The sequence below is a fragment of the Pseudoxanthomonas sp. genome, from assembly GCF_036845285.1.
In the GTDB taxonomy this organism is placed as follows: domain Bacteria; phylum Pseudomonadota; class Gammaproteobacteria; order Xanthomonadales; family Xanthomonadaceae; genus Pseudoxanthomonas_A.
The window spans coordinates 63864-77577 of record NZ_DAIUEE010000006.1 but is presented as its reverse complement, the minus strand read 5'-3'; the positions used below and the strand labels follow the sequence as shown (position 1 = coordinate 77577).

The 13714-nt window shown below is 66.9% G+C and carries 14 protein-coding genes; 9 read left to right on the top strand and 5 right to left on the bottom strand.

All coding sequences use genetic code 11. The annotated features are described in order from the left end of the window. Positions 1-8 precede the first annotated feature (8 nt). From V7060_RS09180 to hemN, 3 genes are all read right to left on the bottom strand, one after another. Complete coding sequence (locus V7060_RS09180; RefSeq protein WP_334178940.1) at positions 9-2282, bottom strand: nitric-oxide reductase large subunit; 2274 nt, start codon at positions 2280-2282, stop codon at positions 9-11. 208 nt (positions 2283-2490) lie between these two features. Then, on the bottom strand, positions 2491-3246 hold the full coding sequence (locus tag V7060_RS09175; RefSeq protein ID WP_334178939.1) for a helix-turn-helix domain-containing protein: 756 nt from the start codon (positions 3244-3246) through the stop codon (positions 2491-2493). Positions 3247-3265: 19 nt separating this feature from the next. Next, a complete protein-coding gene (hemN, locus tag V7060_RS09170; protein ID WP_334178938.1) occupies positions 3266-4663 on the bottom strand; it encodes an oxygen-independent coproporphyrinogen III oxidase in 1398 nt (465 codons plus the stop codon). Between the two features lie 171 nt (positions 4664-4834). On the opposite strand from hemN, the gene V7060_RS09165 reads away from it, so the two are divergent. The 8 genes from V7060_RS09165 (at position 4835) to V7060_RS09130 (ending at position 11390) form a co-directional block, all read left to right on the top strand. After that, positions 4835-6082, top strand: a complete 1248-nt coding sequence (locus V7060_RS09165) for a molybdopterin molybdotransferase MoeA (RefSeq protein WP_334178937.1) — start codon at positions 4835-4837, stop codon at positions 6080-6082. After that, positions 6079-6627: a molybdenum cofactor guanylyltransferase gene (locus V7060_RS09160; RefSeq protein WP_334178936.1), complete on the top strand. Its 549-nt coding sequence runs from the start codon at positions 6079-6081 to the stop codon at positions 6625-6627. Before V7060_RS09165 ends, V7060_RS09160 begins: the two co-directional genes overlap by 4 nt. Positions 6628-6727: 100 nt before the next feature. Beyond that, positions 6728-6898 (top strand): periplasmic nitrate reductase, NapE protein, encoded by a 171-nt coding sequence (locus V7060_RS09155; RefSeq protein WP_334178935.1) that lies wholly within the window; start codon positions 6728-6730, stop codon positions 6896-6898. Positions 6899-6910: 12 nt separating this feature from the next. After that, positions 6911-7414, top strand: coding sequence for a ferredoxin-type protein NapF (gene napF, locus V7060_RS09150; RefSeq protein ID WP_334178934.1), 504 nt, complete (start codon positions 6911-6913; stop codon positions 7412-7414). Continuing rightward, complete coding sequence (locus V7060_RS09145) at positions 7411-7740, top strand: chaperone NapD (protein WP_334178933.1); 330 nt, start codon at positions 7411-7413, stop codon at positions 7738-7740. The genes napF and V7060_RS09145 overlap by 4 nt, the downstream gene beginning before the upstream one ends. Continuing rightward, positions 7724-10216: a periplasmic nitrate reductase subunit alpha gene (napA, locus tag V7060_RS09140; RefSeq protein WP_334178932.1), complete on the top strand. Its 2493-nt coding sequence runs from the start codon at positions 7724-7726 to the stop codon at positions 10214-10216. Before V7060_RS09145 ends, napA begins: the two co-directional genes overlap by 17 nt. Positions 10217-10226: 10 nt before the next feature. Continuing rightward, positions 10227-10784, top strand: a complete 558-nt coding sequence (locus V7060_RS09135; protein WP_334178931.1) for a nitrate reductase cytochrome c-type subunit — start codon at positions 10227-10229, stop codon at positions 10782-10784. Between the two features lie 6 nt (positions 10785-10790). Beyond that, the gene (locus V7060_RS09130) at positions 10791-11390 is read left to right on the top strand and encodes a NapC/NirT family cytochrome c (protein WP_334178930.1); all 600 of its coding nucleotides are present in this window, start codon (positions 10791-10793) and stop codon (positions 11388-11390) included. Between the two features lie 16 nt (positions 11391-11406). Here V7060_RS09130 and wrbA read toward each other — a convergent pair whose 3' ends face one another. After that, positions 11407-12006 (bottom strand): NAD(P)H:quinone oxidoreductase, encoded by a 600-nt coding sequence (gene wrbA / locus V7060_RS09125; RefSeq protein ID WP_334178929.1) that lies wholly within the window; start codon positions 12004-12006, stop codon positions 11407-11409. 103 nt (positions 12007-12109) lie between these two features. On the opposite strand from wrbA, the gene V7060_RS09120 reads away from it, so the two are divergent. Beyond that, complete coding sequence (locus tag V7060_RS09120) at positions 12110-12286, top strand: hypothetical protein (protein ID WP_334178928.1); 177 nt, start codon at positions 12110-12112, stop codon at positions 12284-12286. 88 nt (positions 12287-12374) lie between these two features. On the opposite strand, the gene V7060_RS09115 is transcribed toward V7060_RS09120, so the two are convergent. Beyond that, entirely contained in the window at positions 12375-13295 is a 921-nt protein-coding gene (locus tag V7060_RS09115; RefSeq protein WP_334178927.1) for a LysR family transcriptional regulator, read from the bottom strand. Positions 13296-13714: the final 419 nt, after the last annotated feature.

Sequence of the window (13714 nt, the reverse complement as noted above, 5' to 3'; positions counted from 1 at the left end):
TTCCAGGGTCAGGCTTCGTTCGGTTGCGCGACGGGCAGTGGCTCGCGGCGCGGGGCCAGCCACAGGCTGGCCACGAACCACACCAGCGACAGGGCGCCCACGCTGAAGAGCGTGTCGGCGGGCACGCGCATCCACACCAGCATGTCCACGATCGGCTGCTGCATGAACTCCGCCGAGCGCGCGAACCAGTAGCCGTGCTCCAGCGCCGCGTTGAGCTGCAGGATGCCGAGCGGCAGCAGCGTCAGCAGCGACATGCCGGCCAGGCCGATGTTGAGCGACCAGAATGCGGTCTTCAGCAGCTTCTCGTTCCACACCACGTCCGGCTTCAGGCCGCGCAGGCAGAACAGCATCAGCCCGATGCCGAGCATGCCGTACACGCCGAACAGCGCCGTGTGGCCATGGTTGGGCGTCAGGTTCAGGCCCTGCATGTAGTACAGCGGCAGCGGCGGGTTGATCAGGAAGCCGAACAGGCCGGCGCCCACCAGGTTCCAGAACGCCACCGCGATGAAGAACATGATCGGCCAGCGGTAACGCTGCATCCACGGCGTGGCCTTGCCCATCTTCCAGCTGTGGTACGCCTCGAAGCCCACGTAGGCCAGCGGCACCACTTCCAGTGCGGAGAAACTCGCGCCGATGGCGATCACCGCCGTCGGGGTGCCGGCGAAGTACAGGTGGTGCAGGGTACCCAGCACGCCGCCGGCCATGAACACGATGGTCGCGAACAGCACGGCGACCGTGGCGCTCCTGGTCTGCAGCAGGCCCAGGCGGGTGAACAGGAAGGCGATCACCGCCACCGCGAAGACTTCGAAGAAGCCCTCCACCCACAGGTGCACGACCCACCAGCGCCAGTACTCGACCATCGACAGGTGCGTGTGTTCGCCCCACATCAGGCCGGCCGCGTAGAACAGGCCGATGGCGACGGTGGACAGGAACAGCAGGCTGACGATGCTGCGCGACTCGCCGCCGTGGCGGATCGCCGGCCACAATGCGCGGCCCACCAGCACCAGCCACAGGGTCAGGCCGATGAAGAGGAACCACTGCCAGAAGCGGCCGAGGTCGACGTATTCCCAGCCCTGGTGGCCGAACCAGAAGTTGTGCTCCAGTCCCAGCTTCTGCATCACCGCGAACCACTGGCCGGTGAACGCGCCGACCACGATGATCAGCAGGCAGGTCCAGAGGAAGTTGACGGCCAGGCGCTGGAACTTCGGTTCGTGCCCGGAAATCGCCGGACCGATGTACAGGCCCATGCCGAGCCACGCGGTCGCAATCCACAGCACCGCGAGCTGTGTATGCCAGGTACGCGTCAGCGAGTACGGCAGGATGTCGGCCAATGCGAAGCCGTAGGCCTCCTGGCCTTCCACCTGGTAGTGCGCAGTGATCGCGCCCAGCAGGATCTGCACGACGAACAGCGCGATGACCACCCAGAAGTATTTCGCGGTCGCGCGCATCGACGGGGTGATCTTGATCTTCGCGAGCGGGTCGGTCTTCGGCAGCACGGGTGCCATCTCGTCGCCGTGGTTGACCGCGTAGTGCCAACCCAGCAGCGCGACGCCGAGGATCAGGAACAGCACGCTGAAGACCGTCCACAGGAAGGCACTCGGCGGCGGCGTGTTGCCGACCAGCGCGTCTGCCGGCCAGTTGGCCGTGTAGCTGATCGCCGCGCCGGGACGCTCGGTCACCGACGACCACGCCGCCCACCAGTAGAACGCAGTCAGCTGGCGACGGTGTTCGGCATCGGGCACCGTGTTGTTGCGCATGGCGTAGGCCTCACGCAAGTCCGCGGTACCGGGTTCGTCGCTGAACAATGCGGTGTAGTGCGAGGCCACCTGCGCGATCGCCAGCGCACGGTCGTTGCTGACATGCACCGTGCCCGTGGCTTCGTCATAGGTGTTCGGCCGCAACAGCTGCTGCACGCGCTTGGCGTAGGCCGCCTGGGTGGCTTCGTCCAGCTGCGTGTAGCTGTCGAGTCCGGCGTCGCGCCTGGCCCACAGGTCCAGCACGGCCACCGCTTCGCGATGCAGCCAGTCGGCGCCCCAGTCGGGCGCGACGTAACCGCCGTGGCCCCAGATGGAGCCGAGTTGCTGGCCGCCGATCGACTGCCAGACCTGGCGACCGGTCTCGATGTCCTGGCGGGTATAGACCACCGTGCCGTCGTCGGCGACGACCCGCTCCGGTACCGGTGGCGCCTGGCGGTGGACTTCGCTGCCGACCCAGAGCAGGACGGCGAACGACGCAATGAGCAGGGCCGCCAACCCCACCCACAACTTGCGTGTCGAATTCATGATGCGGCTCTCCTGGAGGAACGGCCGCATCATCGGCGCGCCGGCCGGGGGCCTCCATGACGCAGGTCAAGCCGGGAGGGAATCGCACGATCTGCCTTCTGTAGGAGCGACGTCAGTCGCGACCGGAGCCTGTCCGGTCTTCGTGGAGCTGATCGGCAGTCGGGCCGTGCGGTCGCGACTGACGTCGCTCCTACAGGGATCCCGTCCCTCACTCCCGCAGCACGGTCAGCGCGAGGGCTTCCAGGCGGGGCAGGTCGAGGATCTCGACGTCGCGTTGCTTGATGTGCAGCAGGCCATCCTGTTCGAACCGGCGCAGCACGCGGCTGACGGTTTCCGGTGCCTGGCGCAGGTAGTTGGCGATGTCGGTGCGCGCCATGGTCAGCTGGAAGCGGCGTGGCGAGAAGCCGCGTGCGGCCAGTCGCCGCGACAGGCCGATCAGGAATGCCGCCATGCGCTCGTCGGCGGTGTTGTCGCGCGCGAACAGCGAGGCCACGCCGATGTCGTGGCTCATCAGCTTGAACAGGTGCTGCTGCAGGTTAGGCAGGCGCGCGGCCAGCAGCGCGATCTTGGGGAACGAGAAGCGGCACAGCATCACCGTGTCCAGCGCGATCGCGTTGCACGGGTAGCGGTCGCCGTGGATCGCGTTGAGGCCGATCACTTCGCCGGGCAGGTGGAAGCCGAGCACCTGTTCGTGCCCGTTGCGGTCGATCTGGTAGGTCTTCACCGTGCCGGCGCGCACCGCGGCGATGGCGCCGAACGTGTCGCCTTCGCGGAACACGTGCTCGCCCGCGCGCAGCGGGCCGACGTGTTCGACCAGCACGTGCAGGTCCATCAATGCGCGCTTGTCCATGCCCTCGGACAGGCAGGCCTGCGAGAACGCGCAGGTGGAGCAGAAGTTCAGGGCGTCGCCGTCGTCGGCGACGATGCTCGCGTCGGTGCGCGGAAAGACCAGCGGTGAGGTCATGCGGACACTCCCGGATGGATCAGACCGTGCGCGAGTAGCGAGGCGTCGAGGCTGCGGTGGCGGGGAGGTAGCGATCGAAGCACATGGCGATGATACGCAACAGCAGCCGTCCCCGCGAGGTTGCCTGCAAGCCATCGGCGGCCAGCTGCACCAGCCCGTCGTCCTGCAGCGGACGCAGCCGTCGCAATGCATCGTCGAAATAGGTCGTGAAGTCGATCACGTGGCGGCGGCCGAGGTCGCGGTAGTCCAGCACGCCGTGGCACATCAGCTGCTGGATGACGTCGGCGCGGATCACGTCGTCTTCTTCCAGCCGCATGCCGCGCCATACCGGCAGGTGGCCCTGGTCGATGGCCTGCTCCCAGCTGCCGAGGTCGCGCGGGTTCTGGCTGAAGCTGGGGCCGATGTGGCTGATCGCACTGACGCCGAGGCCGATCAGGTCGCTCTCGGCATGCGTCGTATAGCCCATGAAATTGCGGTGCAGCCCGCCATGGTGTTGTGCGATGGCCAGGCTGTCGCCGGGCAGGGCGAAGTGGTCCATGCCGATGTAGACGTAGCCGGCCTCGCCGAGCTTGTCGATCGCGCATTGCAGCAGGCCCAGCTTGTCCTCCGGTGCCGGCAGCTCGTCGGCGTTGATGCGCTGCTGCGGGCGGAACAGCGAGGGCATGTGCGCATAGCTGTAGATCGCCAGCCGGTCGGGCCGCGCGTCGAGGGTGATGTCGAGCGTGCGCGAGAAGCCGGCCAGTGTCTGCTTCGGCAGGCCGTAGATCAGGTCCACGTTCACCGACTGCAGCCCGTGCGTGCGGCAGGCCTCGATGATCGCCAGCGTCTGTTCGACGCTCTGGATGCGGTTGACCGCGCGCTGCACGTCCGGATCGAAGTCCTGCACCCCCAGGCTGGCGCGGTTGAAGCCGGCGGCGGCGAGTTCGCCCACATCGTCGGGGGTAATGAAACGCGGATCCAGTTCGATCGAGCAGTCCAGCCGCGACGCGGGGGCGAATGAGTAATGCCGGCGCAGTACGTCCATCGCTTCGGCGATCTGCGCCGGCGACAGGAAGTTGGGCGTGCCTCCGCCGAAGTGCACCTGCTCCACGTCGCGGTCGCGGTCGAACAGCGCCGAACTCATCGCCACTTCGCGGTACAGGCGGGTGAGGTAGGACGCGCCGCGCGCGGTGTCGCGGGTGATGATGCGGTTGCAGCCGCAGTAGAAGCACGGGCTGGTGCAGAACGGGATGTGCAGGTATAGCGACAGCGGTCGCGGAATGGGGTCGCCATTGCTGATCGCGGCCATCGCGCGCAGGTCGGCTTCCTGGAAGCCTGGCGAGAACTGCGGCGCGGTGGGATACGAGGTGTAGCGCGGTCCCGGCGTGTCGTAGCGCCGCAGCAGGTCGGGATCGAAGAGGGAGGACAGGCTGGCCATGGGGGCAGACTAGGCAGGTGGCCCCGCGCTGTCCTTGACATGGGTCAACCGGCGGCGGCGTGCCGTCGCAGGCTTCAGCGTCGTGAAGCGGGCGGCCTGGACCGGGATTGGCAAGCACCCGGCGCGGCACTAGGCTGGGTCCGCCGTGGAGATCGCGGACAGGGAGCGGCAATGATCGGCTATCACGAGGCAGTGGCGCGACTGAAGGACGGGGCGGGCCGGTTGGCCACGCAACGGGTCGTGCTGGCCGATGCGGTCGGTCGCGTGCTCGCCGACGACGTCGTCGCCATGTTCGCGCTGCCGCCGTTCGACAACGCCGCGATGGACGGTGTGGCGCTGGCGTCGACGGGTCGGGTCGCGAGCGCCGGGAGCGAATGGGAGATCGGCGCGTGCATCGGCGCCGGCGACACGCCGCCGCAGGACGACGCGTCCGCATGGGACATCATGACCGGCGCGGCGCTACCCGCACGCGCCGACACGGTCGTGCCGGTGGAACGCATCGACAGGCTGCCGCCGCACGTGCAGGAACACGCGCCGCGCGTGCGCCTGCTGGCCGATGTGCTGCCTGGCGCGAACATCCGGCGGCGCGGCGAGGACGTGCTGCCGGGGCAGCGATTGTTCGACGCAGGGACGCTGATCGACGCGGCGCAGCTGATGCTGCTGGCGGGCGCGGGCATCGACCGCGTCGAGGTTGCGCGACGTCCGCGCATCGCCTTGCTGGCGACGGGGCGTGAAATCGTCGCGACCGGCGCACCGCTGCCGGCGGGCGGCATCCACGATGCGACCTCGCCATACCTCACGGCGGCGGTCGTCGCCGCCGGCGCGGAGATGGTCCAGGTCACGCATATCGGTGACGACGTGGCGACGTTCCAGGCCGCCATCGATGCGGCCGTGTCGTGCGGCGCCGACCTCGTGCTCAGCACGGGTGCGGTGTCGAAGGGATGCTACGACTTCGTGCCCGCTGCGCTGGAAACGCGTGGCGCAGAAGCGCTTTTCCATGGCGTGGCGATGCGGCCAGGAAAACCGGTTTTCGCCGCACGGTTGCGCGAAGGCCCGCATTTCGTCGGGTTGCCGGGCAATCCGTTGTCGACGGCAGTGGGTTTCCGCTTCCTGGTCGAGCCGTTGCTGCGTGCGTGGCTCGGCATGGCGCCCGAACCGGTGCGCCGACTGCCGCTGGCGATGGCCTGCGGCAAGCGCGCCGGCCTGCACGCCGCGTTCCACGGCACGCTGCATTGCGATGGCGAGGGCCGTTTGCAGGCCTGCATCGCCGAGGCGCAGGCGTCGTTCCGGCTGCTGCCGTTCTCGCACTCGTCGGTGTGGATCACGCTGCCGGCGGACGCGGATCGCATCGAGGCCGGCGCACTCGTGGGCGTGCATGGCCATGGCCACCTGCGCCCGCCGACGTGGTCGCCGGCATGACACAGGCATGGCGCGCCGTGCTGCTCGCCGGCGGGCGTTCGTCGCGCATGGGCACCGACAAGGCGCTGCTGCCCTGGGGTAACGGCACGTTGCTCACCCATATGCATGCGCTGCTGTGCGCGGCAGGCACGGCCCAGGTGATCGTCAGCGGCACTCGGCCGAGTGTCGATGGCGTGCCGGACGCGCTTCCCGACACCGGCCCCATGGGGGCGCTGGCTCAACTCGCTCCACGGCTGAAAGACGGCGCGTGGTTGATCGTGCCGGTGGACATGCCCCTGCTTTCACAGGGCCTGATCGATGCGTTGCTGGCGACCACGTCGGCCTGCGCCTGCGTGGAGCACCACATGCTGCCGATGGTGTTGCGGATCGATGACGGCGTGCGCGCGGTGATGGCCGATATCGGCGGCCGTCCAGGGCGCGAGCGCTCGTTGCGCGCATTGCAGCAGTCGCTGGGCGTGGAACACCTGCCTGCTTCCGTCTGGCAGCATGCGCTGCGCAACTGCAACACGCCGGAAGACTGGGCCACGCTGCGCAAGATGGCCTGAAAACGCAGCGTCCGATGACCGGACATGGCCTGCCGGATGAATGTGATAGCCTGCGGCCGCAGCATCGTCGCACCCAGTACCCACCCGCAAGGTAGGCCTCATGGAGCAGGGCGAAGGAACAGCCGTTGCGAGCAAGCAACGGGAGCGCACCGCGTTCCTGCTGCTGACGGCCGTCGTTTTTCCGTTGATGGCGGTGCTGATCGTGGCGGGGTACGGCTTCCTTGTCTGGATGTGGCAGCTGATGTTCGCCGGTCCGCCGACGGGGCCGTGAGCGGTGGATGGCGTGCGCTCCCTTTCGCGACGCACCCTGTTGTTCGGCCGCGCCGTGTCCGTTCCGGTTGCCGCTGCCTTCCGCCCGCCCTGGGCCAGGCCCGAATCCGGATTCGCCAATGCCTGCACGCGATGCGATGCCTGCGTGCGCGCCTGTCCGCAGCAGGTCCTCGTGCGCGACGCCGATGGTCTGCCGCACTTCGATGCGCAGGCCGGTGAATGCACGTTCTGCGGGGATTGCGCCGCGGCGTGCGACAGCGATGCCTTCCTGCCGACCCTCGATCCGCCGTGGACGCTGTCCGCGCGGGTCGCCGACACCTGCCTGTCCGCGCACGGCGTGGTCTGCGCCAGCTGCCGCGAAGTCTGTCCGACGACCGCGATCCGCGTGCCGCCCGCCGCGCGTGGTGCGGCGGTGGTCGATGCCGAAGCCTGCACGGGTTGTGGTGCATGCGTCGCCATCTGTCCTGCCGGTGCCATTTCCCTGCATCACGCGCGAGCCACGGAGGCCATCGCATGAACCGCCAACGTCCCGATGCCGACATCCATATCGCCAGCTTCGTCATCCAGCACCGCGACACGGCCGCGGACGCGCTCGCCGCGATGATCGCTGCGCACGACGATCTCGATCTCGCGCTGCGGGGCGGAACCCGCAGCGTGGTGATCTGCGAATCCGCCGATCGCCATGCGGTGATGGAACGGGTGGATGCGCTGCAGGCCGTGCCGGGCGTGCTCAACGTGCTGCTGGTCTACCACCATGCCGAGCCGGCGCACGCACTCGACGAACCGCTTCCTTCCCTGTCCATCGTGTCGGCGACCGGAGATGCCCATGAGCACACGTCGTGACTTCATCCGCCACAGCGCACTGGCCACGGCCGCGGCGGCGGCGGGCCTGCCGCTCACCGGTACCGGCAGCAATGTCGTCACCGAAGGCGACCTGACCGCGCTGAAATGGGACAAGGCGCCCTGCCGCTACTGCGGCACCGGCTGCGGCGTGAACGTCGCGGTCAAGGACGGGCGCGTGGTCGCCACGCATGGCGACGTGCATGCCGAAGTGAACCGCGGCATCAACTGCGTCAAGGGCTACTTCCTGTCGAAGATCCTGTACGGCGCCGACCGCCTGACCAAGCCGCTGCTGCGCAAGAAGAACGGCGTGTACGCGAAGGACGGCGACTTCACCACCGTGGAGTGGGACGAGGCCTTCGACGTGATGGCCGCGCAGTTCAAGCGCGTGCTGAAGGAAAAAGGCAGCGACGCCGTCGGCATGTTCGGCTCGGGCCAGTGGACGATCTTCGAGGGTTACGCCGCCAACAAGCTGATGAAGGCGGGCTTCCGCAGCAACCACATCGACCCCAACGCGCGCCATTGCATGGCATCGGCGGTGATGGGCTTCATGCGCACGTTCGGCATGGACGAGCCGATGGGCTGTTACGACGACATCGAGGCCGCCGACGCGTTCGTGCTGTGGGGTTCGAACATGGCCGAGATGCATCCGATCCTGTGGACGCGGGTGACCGACCGGCGGCTGTCGCATCCGCACGTGAAGGTCGTGGTGATGTCCACCTTCGAACACCGCAGCTTCGAACTGGCCGACATCCCGATCATCTTCAAGCCGCAGACCGACCTGGTCATCCTCAACTACATCGCCAACCACATCATCCGCAGCGGCAAAGTCAACCGGGACTTCGTCGGCAGGCACACCACCTTCAAGCGCGGCAACGAGGACATCGGCTACGGCCTGCGGCCGGAGCATCCCCTGGAAGTGAAGGCGAAGAACGCGAAGGATCCGAACGGCGGCCAGCCGATCAGCTTCGAGGATTTCGCCGCCTTCGTCGCACCGTACACGCTGGACAAGGCGGTCGAGATGACGGGCGCCGAGCGCGGCTGGCTGCAGCAGCTGGCCGAGCTGTATGCGGACCCGGAGACGAAGGTGATGTCGTTCTGGACCATGGGCTTCAACCAGCACACGCGCGGCGTGTGGGCCAACAACATGGTCTACAACATCCACCTGCTGACCGGGAAGATCGCCACGCCGGGCAATAGCCCGTTCTCGCTGACCGGGCAGCCGTCGGCCTGCGGCACGGCGCGCGAGGTGGGCACCTTCAGCCATCGCCTGCCGGCCGACATGGTGGTGACCAATCCCGAACACCGGAAGCACGCCGAGGCGATCTGGAAGCTGCCGCCCGGCACCATCAATCCCAAGGTGGGCTACCACGCGGTGGAGCAGAACCGCGCGCTGAAGGACGGCAAGCTCAACGCGTACTGGGTGATGGTCAACAACAACATGCAGGCGGCGGCGAACCTGCGCGAGGAAACCTGGCCGGGCTACCGCAATCCCGACAACTTCATCGTCGTTTCCGACGCCTATCCCACGGTGACCGCACAGGCGGCGGACCTGATCCTGCCGGCCGCGATGTGGGTGGAAAAGGAGGGCGCCTACGGCAACGCCGAACGCCGGACGCAGTTCTGGCACCAGTTGGTGAAGGCACCCGGCGAGGCGCGCTCGGACCTGTGGCAGCTGATGGAGTTTTCCAAACGCTTCACCACCGACGAGTGCTGGTCGGCCGAGTTGCTGGCGGCGAATCCGCAATACAAGGGCAAGACGCTGTTCGACGTGCTGTACCGCAACGGCAACGTGGACCGGTTTCCGACCACGGAGATCGAAGCCGGGTACGCGAACGACGAATCCGCAGTGTTCGGCTTCTACGTGCAGAAGGGCCTGTTCGAGGAGTACGCCGCGTTCGGCCGCGGCCATGGCCATGACCTGGCGCCATTCGACGATTACCACAAGGCGCGTGGACTGCGCTGGCCGGTGGTCAAGGGCAAGGAGACGCGCTGGCGCTACCGCGAAGGGGCCGATCCTTACGTCAAGGCGGGGAGCGGCTTCGAGTTCTACGGCAACCAGGACGGCAGGGCGGTGATCTGGGCGCTGCCGTACGAGCCGCCGGCCGAGTCGCCGGACGACGAGTTCAACCTGTGGCTGGTGACCGGGCGGGTGTTGGAGCACTGGCATTCCGGGTCGATGACGATGCGCGTGCCCGAGTTGTACAAGGCGTTTCCCGCCGCGGTGGTGTTCATGAATCCGGACGACGCGAAAGAGCGTGGCCTCAAGCGCGGCGACGAAATCATCGTGGCCTCGCGGCGCGGCGAGATGCGCTCGCGGGTGGAGACGCGTGGCCGCAACCGCATGCCGCGCGGGGTGGTGTTCGTGCCGTGGTTCGACGCGGGGCAGTTGATCAACAAGGTCACGCTGGACGCGACCGATCCGATCTCGAAGCAGACCGACTACAAGAAGTGCGCGGTCAAGGTCGTCGCCGCCTAGGAGGCTCGTCATGCAGAACAGGCATCTCTGGATCGCGGTGGGGCTGACCGTTGCCCTGATGGCGCTGGTGTTCGTGGCGGGATGGATGGTGGGACGTCCCGCGAAGCACGAGGCGCCGGTGCCCGTCGCGGCCACGCCGGTGGATGCACGCGCGGTGTTCGTGCCCGGCGCGGGCCAGATCGACGCGATCCGTCGCGGCGTGCCGGTCGACCAGGAGGGCCATCCGCCGCCGATGGCGCACGTGGAGAATGCCGACCTGAAGCGGACCCGCGCCTATCCGATGCAGCCGCCGACCATCCCGCATGCCATCGACGGGTACCAGGTCGACAGGAACAGCAACCGATGCATGCTCTGCCATGCGCGCGCGAACGCGGCGACGTTCCAGGCGCCGCCGGTCAGCGTGACCCACTACATGGACCGTGACGACCAGTTCCTGGCGACGATTTCGCCGCGCCGGTACTTCTGCAACCAGTGCCACGTGGTGCAGACCGACGCGCCGGTGCTGGTCGCCAATGGATTCCGCGACATCGACAGCGTGCTGTCGCCACCGTCGACGACGAAGGAGTAGCCGCCCATGTGGTCACGGATGAAGCGGGAGGGACTGGCCTTCTGGCGCACGCTGCGGCTGCCGAGCCGGCACTACAGCCTCGGCTTCCTGACGGTGGCCGGCTTCCTGGCGGGCGTGATCTTCTGGGGTGGTTTCAACACCGCACTGGAAGCGACGAACACGGAAGCGTTCTGTACCAGCTGCCATGAAATGCAGGACAACGTGTTCGAGGAACTGAAGACCACCATCCACTACACCAACCGCTCGGGCGTGCGCGCCACGTGTCCCGACTGCCACGTGCCGCACAACTGGACCGACAAGATCGCACGCAAGATGCAGGCGTCCAAGGAAGTCTGGGGCAAGGTCTTCGGCACCATCGACACGCGCGAGAAGTTCCTCGACGAACGCCTGATCCTGGCCACGCACGAATGGAACCGGCTGAAGGCGAACGATTCGCTGGAATGCCGCAACTGCCACAACTACGATTCGATGGACCTGACCCGGCAGGGCACGCGTGCCGCGCAGGTGCACAAGTTGTGGCTCGGCACCGGCAAGAAGACCTGCATCGACTGCCACAAGGGCGTCGCCCACCACCTGCCCGACATGACGGGCGTGCCGCAGGGCTGAGCGCCGCGCGACGAAGTCAGCCGTGCAGCTTGATCGCGGTCTCCGCGACCACGCGACCCTGGTAGCGCGCGCCCTGCAACTCGTTCTCCGACGGCTGCCGCGAGCCGTCGCCCCCCGCGATCGTGGTCGCGCCGTACGGCGAACCACCGGTGATCTCGTCCAGCGTCATCTGCCCGGCGTGGCCATAGTCCAGGCCGACGATCACCATGCCGAAATGCAGCAGGTTGGTGATGATCGAGAACAGCGTGGTTTCCTGTCCGCCGTGCTGCGTGGCCGTGGAGGTGAAGGCGGCACCGACCTTGCCATGCAGCGCCCCACGCGCCCACAGGCCACCGGCCTGGTCCAGGAAATTCGCCATCTGCGAACTCATGCGGCCGAACCGGGTGCCGGTGCCGACGATGATCGCGTCGTAGTCGGCCAGCTCCGCGATCGTGGCGACCGGTGCGGGCTGGTCCAGCGCGTAGTGCGATGCGCGCGCGACGTCGTCGGGCACCAGTTCCGGCACGCGCTTGATGTCGACCTGCGCGCCCGCGCCGGCCGCGCCCTCGGCGATCGCGTGCGCCATGGTTTCGATGTGCCCGTAGGCGGAGTAGTACAGCACCAGGATTCTGGCCATCGCGGGTCTCCTCAGGAATGCGCGTGTGCAGGTTCGCTCAGGCTCAGTGTGCGCGCCGCACCCGTCGTGCCGGTGTGATGGCACCGGCGCGAGCATTTCTCCTTTGCACGTTCCTGGCAGCCCGTGGCCGAAGGAGCCGCGCGGCATCCTGCAGGTGAAAGCGGCGGACGCGCAGCACCTGTTCGATGCCGATACGCTGGCGCACGAGCCATTCGATTTCCTCGACGGCACGCCCGGCGTACCGGCCCCGTCCGATCCATCCCGACCGCGGCGGACGTAACGGATACGCGTGGTTTGCCATCGCCCTTGGCATGGCGGCAATCGATCCGGTGGCCCACCCTGACCCCTCTGGTCAGAGACGAATCCGCTTAGCGCGTGCCTTCCAGTGTGTGGGGGGCAAGCAGCTGGCTTAGCCATTCGGCGAGCACGGAAACGGGGCGGGACTTCCTTCGGTCATTCGTGTGGATCAGGGAGATCGAAAGCGGGGGCGCCTGGTACTGGCGCAGGATCTCGATCAATCGTCCTGCATCGAGGAGATGCTGTACGTCGAAGCGTGGCACCTGGATGATCCCCAGGCCGGCACAACCACAGGCGATGTAGTTTTCGGCGTTGTCGACGGTGGCTCTGGCCTTCACTTCGATCAGTTCGACCTGTCCGGAGTCCGTCATGTACTCCCAGTGGCCGGGTTTGAAGTCGGCCGTGTTGTCGTACCCCACAATGCAGTGCTCGCGCAGATCCGGCGGGTTCTCCGGTATTCCCAGATGGTCGAGGTAGTCGGGACTCGCGCAACTGATCACGTCGAGCGCGCCCAGCTCCCGTAGCGTCTGGTGCTTGCCGTGGCTTCGTGCTTCGCCCACGCGAACCACGCAATCGATCCCTTCTGCGACGGGGTCGACAAAGCGATCCGTCGAACTCAGATGCAGCTCCAGATGGGGATGCTGTTCGAGGAGCTGCGGCAGGCCTGGCGCAATGAGTCGCCTTGCGATCCGGCTTGGAGCGTCCACCTTCAGTCGTCCGGCCACCGCGTCATCCCGGTCCAGGAAGCGCCGTTCCAGCGCGTCGATATCCACCAGTACGATGCGCGCCCTTTCAAGGAGCTCTTCGCCGTCCGCAGTGAGGCTGACCCGGCGCGTCGTCCGGTGGAAGAGTCGCGTCCCGAGACTGGCTTCCAGTTGCTGGACAGCGAAGGATACCGACGCGCGCGGAATGCGAAGGTGTTTCGCCGCGGCAATGAAGCTGCCCAGTTCCGCCACGTAGAGGAACGCGCGGTAGCGATCAATCTTGTCCATCGGTCGTGCCTTGGCGGGTCGGTATGTGGGTCCGCGATACGTCTGGTCGCGTCATGCAGGGGCAGCGGTTCCTGGCGCCGGTCGGGTTGCGCAACCCCCGCCAGGCATGTCGGCCAGGCGGCATCCTGCGACCGACCGCCCATTTCAGTACGCATCAGTATTGTGAGATCAGCAATGATCCGATTGTCCATGAAATTGGACCAATAAGAGCATGGAAGCCTGATTCCCTCAGGAAAATTCGAGCGGATTCACCGTTTTTCCAACGATTGGCTTTGAATTCACCCCAATCGGTTGACTCCACTATTGTGAGATAACAATAATTACATACGGGGTCGCCCCGGCCGGAACGGCGGGCGCAAAAGAAATTCGGTCAAGAAGTGCTCACAAGACGTCCTAGACCTGAGTAACGGTCTAGTTGT

Excerpts from the sequence above, each read along its gene's own strand:
- V7060_RS09145 (WP_334178933.1), top strand. The coding sequence starts at position 7,411 with ATGAACCGCCAACGTCCCGATGCCGACATCCATATCGCCAGCTTCGTC.
- V7060_RS09180 (WP_334178940.1), bottom strand. The coding sequence starts at position 2,282 with ATGAATTCGACACGCAAGTTGTGGGTGGGGTTGGCGGCCCTGCTCATT.
- V7060_RS09160 (WP_334178936.1), top strand. The coding sequence starts at position 6,079 with ATGACACAGGCATGGCGCGCCGTGCTGCTCGCCGGCGGGCGTTCGTCG.
- V7060_RS09165 (WP_334178937.1), top strand. The coding sequence starts at position 4,835 with ATGATCGGCTATCACGAGGCAGTGGCGCGACTGAAGGACGGGGCGGGC.
- V7060_RS09115 (WP_334178927.1), bottom strand. The coding sequence starts at position 13,295 with ATGGACAAGATTGATCGCTACCGCGCGTTCCTCTACGTGGCGGAACTG.
- V7060_RS09130 (WP_334178930.1), top strand. The coding sequence starts at position 10,791 with ATGTGGTCACGGATGAAGCGGGAGGGACTGGCCTTCTGGCGCACGCTG.
- hemN (WP_334178938.1), bottom strand. The coding sequence starts at position 4,663 with ATGGCCAGCCTGTCCTCCCTCTTCGATCCCGACCTGCTGCGGCGCTAC.
- V7060_RS09135 (WP_334178931.1), top strand. The coding sequence starts at position 10,227 with ATGCAGAACAGGCATCTCTGGATCGCGGTGGGGCTGACCGTTGCCCTG.
- V7060_RS09175 (WP_334178939.1), bottom strand. The coding sequence starts at position 3,246 with ATGACCTCACCGCTGGTCTTTCCGCGCACCGACGCGAGCATCGTCGCC.
- napA (WP_334178932.1), top strand. The coding sequence starts at position 7,724 with ATGAGCACACGTCGTGACTTCATCCGCCACAGCGCACTGGCCACGGCC.
- V7060_RS09155 (WP_334178935.1), top strand. The coding sequence starts at position 6,728 with ATGGAGCAGGGCGAAGGAACAGCCGTTGCGAGCAAGCAACGGGAGCGC.
- wrbA (WP_334178929.1), bottom strand. The coding sequence starts at position 12,006 with ATGGCCAGAATCCTGGTGCTGTACTACTCCGCCTACGGGCACATCGAA.